Origin of the sequence: Symbiopectobacterium purcellii (assembly GCF_052050035.1) — a bacterium.
Taxonomy (GTDB): domain Bacteria; phylum Pseudomonadota; class Gammaproteobacteria; order Enterobacterales; family Enterobacteriaceae; genus Symbiopectobacterium; species Symbiopectobacterium purcellii_A.
Genome location: NZ_CP189882.1, coordinates 1,229,136 through 1,241,723 on the forward strand (window position 1 = coordinate 1,229,136; position 12,588 = coordinate 1,241,723).

21 protein-coding genes and 4 pseudogenes are annotated in these 12,588 nt (G+C 48.6%); 4 read left to right on the forward strand and 21 right to left on the reverse strand.

Annotated features, from left to right (window positions below; translation table 11 throughout):
* Positions 1-23 precede the first annotated feature (23 nt).
* From ACQGXV_RS09335 to ACQGXV_RS09350, 4 genes and pseudogenes are all read left to right on the forward strand, one after another.
* Entirely contained in the window at positions 24-824 is an 801-nt protein-coding gene (locus ACQGXV_RS09335) for a KilA-N domain-containing protein (RefSeq protein ID WP_440866227.1), read from the forward strand.
* A 246-nt stretch (positions 825-1,070) separates the two neighbouring features.
* A pseudogene (locus ACQGXV_RS09340) lies at positions 1,071-1,409 on the forward strand (Rha family transcriptional regulator); the annotation flags it as partial.
* Between the two features lie 44 nt (positions 1,410-1,453).
* Positions 1,454-1,819, forward strand: coding sequence for an IS630 transposase-related protein (locus ACQGXV_RS09345; protein WP_440862584.1), 366 nt, complete (start codon positions 1,454-1,456; stop codon positions 1,817-1,819).
* On the forward strand, positions 1,743-2,276 hold the full coding sequence (locus ACQGXV_RS09350) for an IS630 family transposase (protein WP_440862665.1): 534 nt from the start codon (positions 1,743-1,745) through the stop codon (positions 2,274-2,276). The genes ACQGXV_RS09345 and ACQGXV_RS09350 overlap by 77 nt, the downstream gene beginning before the upstream one ends.
* 6 nt (positions 2,277-2,282) lie before the next feature.
* Here the strand turns inward: ACQGXV_RS09350 and ACQGXV_RS09355 are convergent, their stop codons facing one another.
* From ACQGXV_RS09355 to ACQGXV_RS09455, 21 genes and pseudogenes are all read right to left on the reverse strand, one after another.
* A complete protein-coding gene (locus ACQGXV_RS09355; RefSeq protein WP_440866228.1) occupies positions 2,283-2,498 on the reverse strand; it encodes an HP1 family phage holin in 216 nt (71 codons plus the stop codon).
* 297 nt (positions 2,499-2,795) lie between these two features.
* A complete protein-coding gene (locus ACQGXV_RS09360) occupies positions 2,796-2,990 on the reverse strand; it encodes a hypothetical protein (protein ID WP_440866229.1) in 195 nt (64 codons plus the stop codon).
* A gap of 594 nt (positions 2,991-3,584) precedes the next feature.
* A pseudogene (locus ACQGXV_RS09365) lies at positions 3,585-3,815 on the reverse strand (hypothetical protein); the annotation flags it as partial.
* A 246-nt stretch (positions 3,816-4,061) separates the two neighbouring features.
* Positions 4,062-4,211, reverse strand: a pseudogene (locus ACQGXV_RS09370) (ORF6N domain-containing protein); the annotation flags it as partial.
* A gap of 198 nt (positions 4,212-4,409) precedes the next feature.
* Positions 4,410-4,619, reverse strand: coding sequence for an ORF6N domain-containing protein (locus ACQGXV_RS09375; protein ID WP_440866230.1), 210 nt, complete (start codon positions 4,617-4,619; stop codon positions 4,410-4,412).
* Positions 4,620-4,862: 243 nt separating this feature from the next.
* Positions 4,863-5,201: an antiterminator Q family protein gene (locus tag ACQGXV_RS09380; protein ID WP_440866231.1), complete on the reverse strand. Its 339-nt coding sequence runs from the start codon at positions 5,199-5,201 to the stop codon at positions 4,863-4,865.
* Between the two features lie 124 nt (positions 5,202-5,325).
* Positions 5,326-5,715: pseudogene (locus ACQGXV_RS09385) on the reverse strand (RusA family crossover junction endodeoxyribonuclease); the annotation flags it as partial.
* The gene (locus ACQGXV_RS09390) at positions 5,712-6,002 is read right to left on the reverse strand and encodes a DUF1364 domain-containing protein (protein WP_440866232.1); all 291 of its coding nucleotides are present in this window, start codon (positions 6,000-6,002) and stop codon (positions 5,712-5,714) included. The pseudogene ACQGXV_RS09385 and the gene ACQGXV_RS09390, both read right to left, overlap by 4 nt.
* A gap of 17 nt (positions 6,003-6,019) precedes the next feature.
* On the reverse strand, positions 6,020-6,520 hold the full coding sequence (locus tag ACQGXV_RS09395; protein WP_440866233.1) for a phage N-6-adenine-methyltransferase: 501 nt from the start codon (positions 6,518-6,520) through the stop codon (positions 6,020-6,022).
* A gap of 2 nt (positions 6,521-6,522) precedes the next feature.
* A complete protein-coding gene (locus ACQGXV_RS09400) occupies positions 6,523-6,723 on the reverse strand; it encodes a hypothetical protein (RefSeq protein ID WP_440866234.1) in 201 nt (66 codons plus the stop codon).
* The gene (locus ACQGXV_RS09405) at positions 6,720-7,157 is read right to left on the reverse strand and encodes a recombination protein NinB (protein WP_440867354.1); all 438 of its coding nucleotides are present in this window, start codon (positions 7,155-7,157) and stop codon (positions 6,720-6,722) included. The genes ACQGXV_RS09400 and ACQGXV_RS09405 overlap by 4 nt, the downstream gene beginning before the upstream one ends.
* A 109-nt stretch (positions 7,158-7,266) precedes the next feature.
* Complete coding sequence (locus tag ACQGXV_RS09410; RefSeq protein ID WP_440866235.1) at positions 7,267-7,653, reverse strand: hypothetical protein; 387 nt, start codon at positions 7,651-7,653, stop codon at positions 7,267-7,269.
* Positions 7,644-7,781 carry a hypothetical protein gene (locus tag ACQGXV_RS09415; protein ID WP_440866236.1) on the reverse strand — a complete coding sequence of 46 codons (138 nt, stop codon included), beginning with the start codon at positions 7,779-7,781 and terminating at the stop codon, positions 7,644-7,646. The genes ACQGXV_RS09410 and ACQGXV_RS09415 overlap by 10 nt, the downstream gene beginning before the upstream one ends.
* Positions 7,736-7,972 carry a hypothetical protein gene (locus tag ACQGXV_RS09420; RefSeq protein WP_440866237.1) on the reverse strand — a complete coding sequence of 79 codons (237 nt, stop codon included), beginning with the start codon at positions 7,970-7,972 and terminating at the stop codon, positions 7,736-7,738. The genes ACQGXV_RS09415 and ACQGXV_RS09420 overlap by 46 nt, the downstream gene beginning before the upstream one ends.
* 114 nt (positions 7,973-8,086) lie before the next feature.
* Entirely contained in the window at positions 8,087-8,986 is a 900-nt protein-coding gene (locus ACQGXV_RS09425) for an IS30 family transposase (protein WP_440866238.1), read from the reverse strand.
* Positions 8,987-9,043: 57 nt separating this feature from the next.
* Entirely contained in the window at positions 9,044-9,334 is a 291-nt protein-coding gene (locus ACQGXV_RS09430) for an IS630 transposase-related protein (RefSeq protein WP_440866239.1), read from the reverse strand.
* On the reverse strand, positions 9,335-10,609 hold the full coding sequence (locus ACQGXV_RS09435) for a toprim domain-containing protein (RefSeq protein ID WP_440866240.1): 1,275 nt from the start codon (positions 10,607-10,609) through the stop codon (positions 9,335-9,337). It abuts the gene before it with no gap.
* A 100-nt stretch (positions 10,610-10,709) separates the two neighbouring features.
* The gene (locus ACQGXV_RS09440) at positions 10,710-11,486 is read right to left on the reverse strand and encodes a helix-turn-helix domain-containing protein (protein ID WP_440866241.1); all 777 of its coding nucleotides are present in this window, start codon (positions 11,484-11,486) and stop codon (positions 10,710-10,712) included.
* 23 nt (positions 11,487-11,509) lie between these two features.
* Positions 11,510-11,764, reverse strand: a complete 255-nt coding sequence (locus ACQGXV_RS09445; protein ID WP_440864452.1) for a hypothetical protein — start codon at positions 11,762-11,764, stop codon at positions 11,510-11,512.
* 9 nt (positions 11,765-11,773) lie between these two features.
* The gene (locus ACQGXV_RS09450) at positions 11,774-12,106 is read right to left on the reverse strand and encodes a hypothetical protein (RefSeq protein WP_440863042.1); all 333 of its coding nucleotides are present in this window, start codon (positions 12,104-12,106) and stop codon (positions 11,774-11,776) included.
* Between the two features lie 202 nt (positions 12,107-12,308).
* A complete protein-coding gene (locus ACQGXV_RS09455) occupies positions 12,309-12,515 on the reverse strand; it encodes a Cro/CI family transcriptional regulator (RefSeq protein WP_440866242.1) in 207 nt (68 codons plus the stop codon).
* Positions 12,516-12,588: the final 73 nt, after the last annotated feature.

Sequence of the window (12,588 nt, forward strand, 5' to 3'; positions counted from 1 at the left end):
CGTTTAACTATGGAGAAATTGTTATGTCTAAATTAGTTGTCATTGAAAATACCATTGTTCGTCAAGACGCTTTCGGGCGTTACTGCCTGAATGACCTGCACCGCGCTGCCGTTGCACAAGGTAAAGCGACAGAATCACAGAGACCTTCTAACTTTCTTAAATCAGAGGGAGTAAGTGGCTTTGTACAAAAAACAAGCGAAGCTACAAAAATAGCTTCGGTCAATATCATCAAAGGTGGGCTTGAATCGGGAAGCTGGGCAGTTGAAATTATTGCTATCCGCTATGCTGCATGGATTGAGCCAGATTTTGAGGTGCAAGTGTATGAGCAATTCCGTGACTCAGTGAAGCAGAGCAATGGCGTACTGGTAGAAAAAGTCCAAGCGGGATTAGCCTTGCTCGCTTTCTACAAGCAAGAGCTGCGCATAGCGCCTTCCGCAATGCTGGGCGCAATGAAAAAGCTGCAATCTTCTCTCGGTATGCCGGATATCCTACCAGCCTACGCCGTAGATGCCCCAGAGGGCAGCACCACCGGCTCAAGTGAAGTAACGCATTCCTTGACTGAACTGCTAATGCTGCACGGAAAGCCCTACACCGCACAGTCAGGTTTCAAGCGCCTGCAATTGCTCGGACTCGCTGAGCGCAAGTCACGTCCCAGCAGCAAGCATCCCGACAAAGAGAAACTGTTCTGGTCGCTAACAGAAAAAGGCTTGCAGTTTGGCAAGAATCTCACTGACCCAGCTAATCCTCGCCAGACGCAGCCACATTTCTACGACAGCCTATTTCCGCTGCTCTTAGGCGTCATGATGAACGGTGTAGCGGCATAAACCAACGTATTGACGCAAGGAGAACCCATGCGCTATAGTCGCTCGCAGGTGCTTGAAACCACCTTCTCAGAGCGGATATCCGCACCCGACAGTCTTGCGGTTTTTTTACGTCCATAGATTATGGTCGGGTAGCGAGCAGAACATACAACACCCACGCCTGATGGGGAAAACTGCTGGCCGTCTCTGAGCGGGTTTCAAGTACCCGACCGCCCTACTGAAACTAGGGTTCTATAAATCTCAGAGGACGTAAAAATGACCATCCCAGCATTGGCGATCAACGCCACTACTCCAAGTGTATTCATCCACGATGGTAAAGCCGTGACTACGTCGCAGGCTGTCGCCGAATACTTCAATAAGCGCCACGACGATGTGTTGAAGAAGTTACGCACTCTCGACTGTTCTGCGGAATTCAACGCCCGCAATTTTGCGGAGGTTGGTTATACCGATGCAAAAGGCGAAAAACGCCCGATGTTCGAGATGACCAAAGACGGCTTCGTCTTCCTCGTCATGGGTTTCACCGGCAAAAAAGCAGCAGCATTCAAGGAAGCTTACATCGCGGAGTTTAACCGCATGGAGGCTGAGCTTTGCTCGATATAGCTAAACGACTTAATTTTGATTACATTATTTAAATGAGCTATTCAATTGATTTTAGACGTAAAGTGATATCTACACGGAAAAACGAAGGGTTGAGTATCCGAGAAACAGCGAAGCAATTTCGGATTGGCCCTGCCTCTGTATCGCGTTGGATTAATCAAATAGAGTCAAAAGCATCGACCACGCGTCAGCGAAAGATCGATAAATCCGAGTTGATAAAAGATGTTGAACAATATCCAGATGCTTACCAAAAAGAACGTGCAGAGCGTTTTGGCGTTTGTCAGAAGGCCATTTGGCAAGCGCTTAAAAAGCTGGGATTGACCTATAAAAAAAACTCTACGTCATCCGAAAGCCGACGAAAACGCCCGGCAGGGATTTCAACAAAAAAAACAACAGTATGAAAAAGAAGGTAAACCTATTGTTTTTATTGATGAAAGTGGTTTTTCACACGATGCCCCACGGACTCACGGCTATTCCCCAAAAGGTCAACGGTGTTTTGGCCTGAAGAACTGGGGAGCTAGGGGAAGAACAAATGTTATCGGCGCTTTATTAGGCACAACGCTGTTTGCTATCGGATTATTTGATATCAATATTAACAGCGATGTTTTCTATGCCTGGGTCACACAAGTCCTTATCCCAGTACTCCCTAAAAACAGTGTAATCATGATGGACAATGCCACTTTTCACAAAAAACATAATATTCAACAAGTCATCATCGATGCAGGGTATATGGTGGAGTATTTGCCTACATATTCGCCAGATCTTAACCCAATTGAGCATAAATGGGCACAAGCAAAAAGCAAAAAAAGAGAGATGGGTTGCGATACAGAGAGTTTGTTCTCAGTCCATATGGTGTAATCAAAATTAAGTCGCTTGGCTATACCAGTTGATAGCAAAAGTGCCGATTGTGCAGACCATACCGACAATAATCGCCCAGTCGCCAAGGCTTAACCCGGCAACCTTATCTGCAAGCAGCAGGACGCTCTCTTTAGTCGATGCGGCGTAGGCTCTAGCTGATGCACCAAGGCCCATTAAGCCCGTCCCGGTTCCATATGAAAGCCTGCTGTAGAGAGTGCTCATTCGTGTCATAGCCTCACACGCTAAGTGGGCGCTGTGTGTGATTTTAGGGAATAAAAAAAGCCACGCCGGAGCGTAGCCTTGAGAGTATTCGACAACACGCCCATCCTGAGCGTGGCCTGCTGTACAGGTCTTACAAGTCCCATGGGGGTACCAGATAGCAAAAAGCCCCAGCGGTTAGGCTAGGGCTTGAATTCGATAAGTATCATGACGCAGTAGTCGCTTTTATCATCGCAGCCTTGAAAAGAGATTTGTCAGTGTACCATCAGTATATTCAAATAGAGTACGCTACAAACTGAATCAAGGATTATTTGAATACTTGATCATATTATCTAATGCAACCCTATGATTATAGGGATATGGATCTTTATTTGGTTCGTCATGTCCAAATGGACATCTTAATCCATATTCTTTCGCCTGCTTATCTACAGCACGTCTATATTCTTTTTTATAAATAGACATTTTCTCTGCACTACGAAGACCTTTTCCAACCATATAATAGGTTACTTTCTCATCGAATCTTACAGATTTATTACTGATGTTTGTAATTTGTAATATTTCCGCCCACACATGAAGTACTTCTCTCGCTTCTTAATGGTAACTGCATCGATGACACAGAGGAGAGATTACCATTTAAATTACCATTTAAATTACCATTTAAATTACCATTTAAATTACCATTTAAATTACCATTTAAATTAACATTCATATCAATATACCAATATAGTTAATATTCGTGTTTATTATTATGAAATATCCATCGATAGTAATACGTAAAAAGCCCCAATCACCTGAGGGAGTTGAGGCTTCATTTCCTGCGCGCTGTTTGCCGCACCATAGGAGTATTATGTGTCCGGACGTCCGGACAGTCAAGGATTTTAGCTGATCTTTTGATCAGTTAATCAGCCTCATCAAATTCTCTTTGACGAATTTTCGGCGTCCATCTTCGTTGGTAAGCACAACGACACCACGCTTTTCCAAGTATTGGAATAGTGTTTCAACATTCCCTATAAAACAATTAGAGGCGACCACTTCTGTCCGTGTCAAAGTGCCATCTTCATAGTCAAGAACAATTCTGCCAGAGATAGCGGGCAAGCTGTTTTGTGAAGATGCTCTGTCGATAAATTCACCCTCAATCGGTACACGAGCGGCGAGAGATAACGCCTCGGTAAAATTATCTTCGCGAATTTCTTTATAGCTGCAACCAAAGTGGCTTTTTAGTGCTGACCACAGCGTGATGGTTGCTTTTGCCTGATGCTCTTGCGGAACGCTTCGACCACGAGTAATCACTAACTGTTTGATGGCTTCTTGCTGTTCGATGGGGCTTTGTTGAATAATTTAACATACTGATTTACATAATTATTATAACACTTCAACAACTAAGTTTTCCAGCCGTAATGCTTTTTATTGTGCTAACTACTTGATTTGTCGTTCTAACAAAATACAGTCTCTGTACATGCATTCTACCTAAAGAAGATGTAAATCAAACGGTTAAATTATTCAACAAAGCCGTTCGATGGTTAATTTGCCCGGTAATGATTTTGTTTTGCACGTTAGATGTTTCGATTCTTTCAGATTGAAGTAACAATCTTCCAGTTGCTCGAATACTTCCCATGCCTGATCAGTTTCGAGCATCTTGGCATGTCTTGCGGCTCCGCGTTCTGTCCAGAGGATGAGATGACGAACATTCGGTGCTATTTTCACAAAGTCACTATCAGTGACCTTGCACTTAAATGGGCTTTGTTGAATAATTTAAGATACTGATTTATATAAGCATTATAAAATTTCAACGACTAATTTTTCCTCTCGGAATGCTTTTTATTGTGCTAACTATTTGATTTGTCGTTCTAACAAAATACATTCTCTGTAAATGCATTCTAACTAAAGAAGATGTAAATCAAACGGTTAAATTATTCAACAAAGCCACTTAAATGCTCTTAATTCATCATCTTGGATTTTGAAGTAATGCTTCCCTTCGGCAAATCTGCTCGCGTTTGCTCGATGATTTTTAGTGATAGAGTGTGCGATCGTACCGTATAAATCAGCAAGGAGTTCTGTTGTAACAACAGCAATATTTTTGTATGTGATCGGTGAAATTGTTTCTACACAAATTTGAGTAGCCATATGGCCTCCACAGAATTTAAGTTAAAATCGCCAGTTAGTTGCTGGTGATCGGGTGTCAACTAGAGCTTCTGTGAGGCTCCGGGCATATTCCCCTCGCGGGTGTTGTATTACGCCTCTCCACCCGATCTTTGTCTGGATGTAGTTATGCCAAATCGCAGGCATAAAAAAGCCGCAAAGCTATCGGGTGCGGGCTGCCGCACAGAAATTCTAGTGCATTCAGTATCTCGATAGCCGAGCGCGTTGTCAAGCCGCCTCCAAAAGTTCAGCCACACGACCTGCTACGTAGGCCTCAGCGCGAGCAAGGCATGCTGTAACGTAATCTGGACGATTTTCAAGCTTTCTGGCTATCGCCCTGCACGATACCTTCCCTTTGTAATACGCCACCACGATATCGTAGCCCAGCGGGTCGAAGTGCTTGAGCCGCCCTACCGCCCGGTCAACTATCTCACCGTCCTCATCGGACAGCATGGGCAGGATATCGCTACTGGCCGTAACGAGGGGCCATGCTGCCTTGTACTCGGTGCCAATACGTGAGCCGCTCCAGTTTCCCCATGCCGTTAACAGGTATCGAATATCTCTCATTTCACCGCCCCCCAGTTTTTGCCATTCCTGATGCTGTAGATATGCTGCTTGCTGGTCTCGAATTTCCTCGCCACCTCAGCCACCGGCATACCGGAGGCCAGCAGCGCTCGGATAAGCGGGATATCGCTCGCAGTAAGTCGCCCTCGCTGTCTAATGCTTCCCCCAATTCGCTGATGACGATATCCAGACTGCCTCCGCGCTCTTGCTGCCCGCGTTTTACCCTGAAATCGTCTATCTGTTCGTCGTCCAGCATGAAGCCCGCATGCGTGAGTGAATCGAAAACCGCCTTTTGCAGGTTGTCGAGGTCACGGCGTCGTTTGTCCGGAGAATTAGCGATGATGGCGATTTTCAGTCTTGCGGGAGTGTTGATATCGAGGTGTTGCTGCTGGATTATCTGGATGATGCTTTGACGGTATTCTTTGCCTTTCTCGCTGATGTAGTGCCGATGTCGTGCGTGTCGCCAGTAGGTATTGAGGCTCGGCGGCCACGGCAGTTTCAGGTGATATTCGGTCATCGCTTTATCTTCCCCTGCGCCAGTAAAATCCCCTGTGTGCGGATGACGCCTTCCAGATGATGCAGCCGCGCATAGTCGGCATCGGTGATACGCGTGCGGCGGTCTATTTCGTCGTGACAGGCAGAACAGGCCCATGCGCCAAAAAGGTCGTCAGGCTTCATGCCGATGCCGCAAATGCCGGACATTCGGTAATGGGCCAGTACCACAGTTTCCGCGTTGCCGTTACAGATACCCGAGAGCCTCACCTGACACTCTCGACCTCTCGCCTCTTTTCTAAGATTCGCCATATCACCCCCACATCCTGTTAATCAGCGCGTGTTTGCTTTACCGTGGTCATCCCTTTTGGGGTTGCACGCCACGGTCGCCAGATGAACAACACGCTGCCCTTGCTGTTACCCGCCTTGCCTTTTTTGCCCGTTTCGGCGCTAATAAACGACAATCGTCCTTCGGTGATGAAACGCACCTCATCAACCGTTTTCCGTGCCTGTGCGAACCATCCCGTCGAGGTATCAGCAGGCAGCAGCATAACGACCGTTTTATTCTGCTTGCGGCTCTGCTCAGCAGCTTTATCAACCCAGGGGAGGATAGTGCTGTACGGGGGATTGCAGAAGATGGCTCCGTTGCTACTCCAATCACAGGAAAGGGCATCATCCTCTTGCGTCAGATACAGACGGCACAGGGTATTGTCGTGGTCAGCGGCGGCATCGAGGTAGAAGCCAAACTCCGCATCCAGCGCCTGGAAGACCTCGGGCGGGGTTCGCCATGTGTCCTTGTGTTCTGGTCTGGTGTGTGATTTTAGTGTCATATCTACCCCCACATCTTGTTGAGCATTGAGCGTGGTGTTGGTTTGAGGTACTGCTGTTCGGGAAGGGTGACAACGACATCCCAATATTTGGGGTCGCTGCTCAGTGACCTGGCCGCGCGATAGCCGTTGTCTTTGTAGTGTCTGACGACGAGCTCCGCCTCTTCACCGGTTAACCCGTCGTACCTGAAACTGGTTTTCTTCATCCGACTCTCCCGAAATAATCCCCTGAATAACGCACCTCGCGCAGCCTGACGCCGTTGCCGACCGACCAAGCCTGGGCGTACTCAATCAAACTGTTCATGCGCTTTACGCCCATCTGAGCCGTGCTCTCGCGGAGGCTGCAAAACTCCCCCTCCAGCCCGGTAACCACCTCCCCCTGCCTGCCGGTAGCGATGGCATGTCCCGAGACAAACAGCGCCTTCCAATCCAGCAGCGGGCGTGGTTTATCTGCCCACACCAACTGACGCGAGACATCGGTGCATAACGCATGGAACAGGTCGTTCTGCGGTAATGTCCGTTTAGCATCGTTGATGGTAATTTCGAGGGGGCGGTGTGGGTCGGTGGGCAGGGAATCAATAAACGCTTTCAGGTTTTTTCGTATTCGTTCATCACGCAGCAGGAAGCATGTTTTTTCCATCACCCACCTCTGAATTTACCCACCCAAACAAAAAGGGCTGCCATTGCCAGCAGCCCCACGATGCATTCTGTTAGATATGCCGTCATTCGTATTTCCCTCGCTGTTTGCGTTAAACCGCCATACGGCGCATTTCAGATATCACCGCACTTTGTGACTGCCCACGGGCGTAGTTGAAAGGAATACTCTTTCTGTCGGCCAGAAACTGATTACTCAGCAAGTTGAACACCAGGGGGATTTTCCCCTGCCAGCCTTCGCCGTTACGCTGCTTGTCGAGCAATAACAGCGTTCCAGGCGCTTCCAGTAGCTTTTGCTCTTTTTCCGATAAAACCTCGTTGCCAAACTTCCTCGCTTTCTCTACCACGGCTTCACGCGCCTTGTTGCGCCAGACGATGATCAGGTTATCGGTCAAATCCGTGATAGCGCCGCTTCCCTTGACATCCATCTTGCCGACCGGCTTTTCTTCGTTTTCGCCTTTTCGGGGATGAGTTATAGCCAAGCGACATTATTTTGATAACAGCCAGCTATGCTTCTTTGCCGCATATCAGGGCATAGGATGTAATCATTTTTAAGTCGGTTGGCTATACCAACAGCACATGCACCGGGTAAGTCAGCTTGAACTCGCATAAGGCTTCCATAAACGCCTTCTGGCCGTTGTAATCATCCTCATTGAGTCCGCACATCATCAGCGAGTCCACGACAAACAGTTTCACGCCATAGCGCTTGTGCGCATATTTGAACACGGACAAAATCCGTTCTCCCTTGGCTTTACCCGTCACGTTGAACAACCACATCCGCGCATCGAGCAGGTCCATCATCCGGTCTACATCCTCCGGTGAGGTATAGCCAACCGACTTAAAAATGATTACATCCTATGCCCTGATATGCGGCAAAGAAGCATAGCTGGCTGTTATCAAAATAATGTCGCTTGGCTATATGTGTTCGAGTTCGGCAATCTTACGATGACTGACCTGACTGAAGTCTGTTCCCTTTGGGTAAAAACGTCGTATCAGCCCGTTGGTGTGCTCATTCAAGCCCCTCTCCCAGGAATGATAAGGATGGGCAAAGTAGACCTGCGCCCCTGTGATTTGAGTAATTTGCTCGTGCAGAGCGAATTCAGGGCCGTTATCAGCTGTTAGGGTCTTAAACTTGCAAAAGGTATTAGCTTCAATGTCCCTGAAAGCAGCAACCACAGTCTCAGCACGCTTATTAGGCAGTTTGCGAATGATGAATTTTTTCAATGCTTTATCTACGATTCTTAACAAGAATGACTTCTGGTTTTTGCCAAAAATAGTGTCAATTTCGAAGTGGCCAGGCTCCTGTTTAAGCTCGGCTTGAGCTGGGCGATACTCAATACCAACACGGTTGGGAATAGGGCCTGATTTGAGGTTTTCGGCATTGTACCTGTAACGTTTTCCCCGATGAGGAAGTTGCTGATATAGCTCCCCGCCAGCCTGTCTCTCCTGCAGGATATAGCGATATAGCGTATTCTTGCTGACAGATATACCGAATTCCAGGTGCAAACGGCCACTGATGATTTTAGGTGAAGAGTGAGTGGAAAGCGCCTGCCTGATGAAGTTCTGAATGTGTGGCTCCAACGGGTAAAAAGCATTGTTTGGCAGAGGCTTATGACGGCGTCCCCGGGCCAGAGTGTCCGCCCTTCTACAGCAGTAGACACCATTGAAAGTAGGGTCGGTATTGCGTCTGAGTTCCCTGCTGATGGTCGAGCGAGGCAGAGCAAGCTCTCTGGCAATGGTAGCTTGGTTGACACCTTCACCACGCCGCTTTTCGATGTAGAACCGTTCTTTCTGAGTCAGATGTTTTCCCTGCATGCAACAGGCTCTCCAGTATGGCCAGAACGGTGATTTTATCCGACTCTGGCAAGTGGGTCACTTTGTTGCGTTTCGAGTGGGAATGGGCCCAATGGCCTTCTGACAAACGCCAAAACGCTCTGCACGTTCTTTTTGGTAAGCATCTGGATATTGTTCAACATCTTTTATCAACTCGGATTTATCGATCTTTCGCTGACGCGTGGTCGATGCTTTTGACTCTATTTGATTAATCCAACGCGATACAGAGGCAGGGCCAATCCGAAATTGCTTCGCTGTTTCTCGGATACTCAACCCTTCGTTTTTCCGTGTGGATATCACTTTACGTCTAAAATCAATTGAATAGCTCATTTAAATAATGTAATCAAAATTAAGTCGTTTAGCTATATCCCCCGTACATACGGCTTGTCGAATCATCCGTTTCAGCAGGATAGCAGGCCGTAGCTCCATCGAGGCGATGCAGGCAGACACCCCCTGGTACGTCGCCTCAAGCGACAGATACCCCACAAACTGCGATTTGCCGTGACCGTTAACGCCGTTGACCAAGGTCAGTTCGTGCGTCCTGAATCTGAAATTCTGCTCCAGCGTGGGCCACGGACTGGTGAACAGACCGGGAGCGGGTGAAAAAAAAGCCGCATGGACTTCCTGACGGAATTCGCCCGCCCGTTTGAGTTCTGTGGGGTCGAACGTCTCAGCGTCCATGAAGAGGCGTTGAAACTGCTCCACTGAAATATTGTTGACCAGGCATTCGTTAGCGTCCTTGTGGGGTAACTTCATGAAGCTGCAACGATGAATACCCAGCCGGGTAGCAATCTCGTTGGCGGCGGATTGCCCGGCGGCGTCCATATCCATGCACAGGAATATCTCTTCGAAACGTGACAGATTTTCGTACTCATGCTCAATCCACTGCTGCTTGGCCCCCGTCCCGCCACCGAAGGGAACCGACAGTGCCGGGAGGCCGTACTGGTGGAGGCTCATCGCGTCAATTTCGCCTTCACAAATCACCACCAAACTGCGCTCTTTGGGGTTGATGGCCTGCCAGCCAAACAGACAGGGTTCACAATCGGACTCTGCCATGATGATTTTTTTACCGTCATGACGCTCAATCCCCAACCGTTTGATTTGTTTCAACTCACCGTCGCGCAGGTAGGGGAAGTCGATGGCAAGGACTTCCTGCTTGGTCTCGTGGTTGAATATCACCGCGTCGGTCACTTTGAACGCTTGTGCCGTCTCGTGGGAGATCCCCCTTGAGGCCAGATACGCGAAACAGTCGCGGGAGCCTTTGACGCCCTTGCGCTCAGGCTTCTTGAAGATTTTTGGCTGTTTCGGCAGGAACTCATTGCTCTCGTCCTTGACACCCAGAAACACTTTGGCCTCCTGCATGGCCTGATGGAGTTGGATACCGCACACCGCTACCCACAAGTCCAGCAAGTCGCCACCCTGTCCACCGTTGAACTCACACCAGACCTGCTTGCCGGTGAGATTGACCTTGAGCGATTGCCCCTTGTTGCCGTGCAAATCACCGACAACCCATTCCCCATTGACGCGCCGACCGTTGGGGAGTAAGTGAGCCACCACCTGCTCCACCCGCTGCCACAACAGGCCGGATAATTCCTGGATAGTCATACTGCCTCCAATCGAAAAATCTTAAAGCCCAGCGTCACTGCCGATATCGGCATAACCCCGTGGCAGTAACCGGCAATCAAAACCCGTTTCAGCCATGATTTCATCGCCCCTCAAGAAGTTCATACAGTGCCAGTTCACGCCGCTGCTCTTCGGTCAACCGGGAGGCATAGAACGCGGGCGTGATATTGGCTGGCTCGGTGATTTTTTCGGGGAACAAGCCCTGCCAACCGCGCTCGATGGACAAGCCAATCACCGCATCGGGGTTGACATGGTTTTCCAGCATCGACCTGATGCGCTTGCAGGTGGTCGGGGTGAGTGGGTGACGAATTTCTTTCCGGTGACTCACCCAGTCGGCCCAAACCTCTGCCGACACGTTCGACGGTTTTTCGGTTAGCGGGTCAAATTTGTTTTTCTTGTCGGCAAGGGGTAAGGGGATATTCTTTACCGGTTCTATGACTGGTTCAAAAGAGTGACTGGTTCTGGGTGCAGCAGATGCACCATCCCCTGGTGCAGTATTTGCACCATGTGGTGCAGGAGATTCACCATAGGGTGCAGGAGATTCACCATAGGGTGCAGCAGATGCACCATCAGAGGGGTCAGGAATATCACCCCTGTTCTGTGATTCATTTTCCCCTTTATCTAAAGTAAGGTGATAAATATTTGACTGATTAATCCCGTTGCTTCCCTTGCGTTTTTCTATCCAGAGGAAGCCACTCTTTTGCAGAGCCTGAACATGGCCCTGAACGGTGCGTTCTGCCATTTCACATTGTTGAGCAATATGGGGGATGGACGGCCATGCCTCCCCTTTGTCGTTGGCATTATCAGCCAGCTTAAGGAGAACCAGCTTGCGTAGCGGATTGCCAACCTTGATACTCATGGCCTTAGCCATCAATGACATGCTCATTTGCGTTTCTCCTCGGACTCATGCTGAGCCAGGTAAAGTTGTTGTTGCAGGCGGAAGAGTTCGGCGAATTTCTTCGCCGCATCCTCCGGCATCAGTGTTTGGGGTTCAGGATGAGGGCGACAGGCGCCCTTTTGCTTGAAATTCCGGCGGTTTCGTGCCATAATTCCTCCTGAAATTAATGAGTTATTTGCGTTTCTAAGCCGAAAAAGTGTTCGCGCACTGTTCGGCTTTTTCTTTTGTGCTTGCATCATGTTCTCCTCCTATGCAGCAAGGCATTCGTCGCCTGATACAGATTCAGCCGCTTCCAGTTGATACTTCGCGAATTCCATCGCTGAACGAAGCAGATAGCGGTATTCATCCAGCGGCATCTTCTTCTCGCCCTCGAAGACAAAATCCTGCACACCACTGGCGGCTAAGATATCCATCGTCTCGGTGAGCTTCTCTGAGCGGCGCAGGACGGTTGAATCGGCGACACCCAGCATTTTTGCGATGTTGGTCTGGCGTACCCGGGCAATCGCCTGATATGCTGTTGTAACGAGGTGACGGCTAATGAACTCAACCGCAGAATTTTTGCGTGTTTTTGCACGTTCCATTTGTGATACTTTCCTTGTTGAATGAATAGGTTATCGGATGCACATGTAGATACACGGCACCTGTGGTGTAATTGGGTAATCAACAGACGTGACGAAGCCGTGAGGCAGTCACACTCAGTTTATTTCTGTGGGATGTTGCGTTCGCCACGTTGTCGGTGGCTTCCGTAGGACGACTGTCCGTTGTGAAGAGCGGTATTGCTGGTTAGGCTGCGAAATCTGCCTGATGGCGTTGGTTCGGGAACGGCTTGATTTCTTCTGCACTAACTTCGCCATTAGGGTACACAGTGACTGTTATCTGCCTTGCTGTTTTTAATGCTTTACAGATTGCACTTTGATAAACGCCTAATGCTTTAGCTGTTTTTTCTTGCCCATGCAGAGCCACATATTGATGTAATGTTAATCGGGTCATGAAGATCTCCCTACTTGTTCACTAGTCATTATCACCCTGGGAGATTTTATTGTCAATACCGCTAGAGATTTTA

Bases quoted from the DNA above. Each gene is read 5' to 3' on its own strand.
- ACQGXV_RS09380 (WP_440866231.1), bottom strand. From the start codon at position 5,201: ATGAGAGATATTCGATACCTGTTAACGGCATGGGGAAACTGGAGCGGC.
- ACQGXV_RS09420 (WP_440866237.1), bottom strand. From the start codon at position 7,972: ATGATGGACCTGCTCGATGCGCGGATGTGGTTGTTCAACGTGACGGGT.
- ACQGXV_RS09440 (WP_440866241.1), bottom strand. From the start codon at position 11,486: ATGAGTATCAAGGTTGGCAATCCGCTACGCAAGCTGGTTCTCCTTAAG.
- ACQGXV_RS09345 (WP_440862584.1), top strand. From the start codon at position 1,454: ATGAGCTATTCAATTGATTTTAGACGTAAAGTGATATCTACACGGAAA.
- ACQGXV_RS09390 (WP_440866232.1), bottom strand. From the start codon at position 6,002: ATGGCGAATCTTAGAAAAGAGGCGAGAGGTCGAGAGTGTCAGGTGAGG.
- ACQGXV_RS09375 (WP_440866230.1), bottom strand. From the start codon at position 4,619: ATGGCTACTCAAATTTGTGTAGAAACAATTTCACCGATCACATACAAA.
- ACQGXV_RS09430 (WP_440866239.1), bottom strand. From the start codon at position 9,334: ATGAGCTATTCAATTGATTTTAGACGTAAAGTGATATCCACACGGAAA.
- ACQGXV_RS09335 (WP_440866227.1), top strand. From the start codon at position 24: ATGTCTAAATTAGTTGTCATTGAAAATACCATTGTTCGTCAAGACGCT.
- ACQGXV_RS09415 (WP_440866236.1), bottom strand. From the start codon at position 7,781: ATGCGAGTTCAAGCTGACTTACCCGGTGCATGTGCTGTTGGTATAGCC.
- ACQGXV_RS09425 (WP_440866238.1), bottom strand. From the start codon at position 8,986: ATGCAGGGAAAACATCTGACTCAGAAAGAACGGTTCTACATCGAAAAG.
- ACQGXV_RS09445 (WP_440864452.1), bottom strand. From the start codon at position 11,764: ATGATGCAAGCACAAAAGAAAAAGCCGAACAGTGCGCGAACACTTTTT.
- ACQGXV_RS09395 (WP_440866233.1), bottom strand. From the start codon at position 6,520: ATGACACTAAAATCACACACCAGACCAGAACACAAGGACACATGGCGA.
- ACQGXV_RS09405 (WP_440867354.1), bottom strand. From the start codon at position 7,157: ATGGAAAAAACATGCTTCCTGCTGCGTGATGAACGAATACGAAAAAAC.
- ACQGXV_RS09435 (WP_440866240.1), bottom strand. From the start codon at position 10,609: ATGACTATCCAGGAATTATCCGGCCTGTTGTGGCAGCGGGTGGAGCAG.
- ACQGXV_RS09450 (WP_440863042.1), bottom strand. From the start codon at position 12,106: ATGGAACGTGCAAAAACACGCAAAAATTCTGCGGTTGAGTTCATTAGC.
- ACQGXV_RS09400 (WP_440866234.1), bottom strand. From the start codon at position 6,723: ATGAAGAAAACCAGTTTCAGGTACGACGGGTTAACCGGTGAAGAGGCG.
- ACQGXV_RS09355 (WP_440866228.1), bottom strand. From the start codon at position 2,498: ATGAGCACTCTCTACAGCAGGCTTTCATATGGAACCGGGACGGGCTTA.
- ACQGXV_RS09455 (WP_440866242.1), bottom strand. From the start codon at position 12,515: ATGACCCGATTAACATTACATCAATATGTGGCTCTGCATGGGCAAGAA.
- ACQGXV_RS09360 (WP_440866229.1), bottom strand. From the start codon at position 2,990: ATGGTTGGAAAAGGTCTTCGTAGTGCAGAGAAAATGTCTATTTATAAA.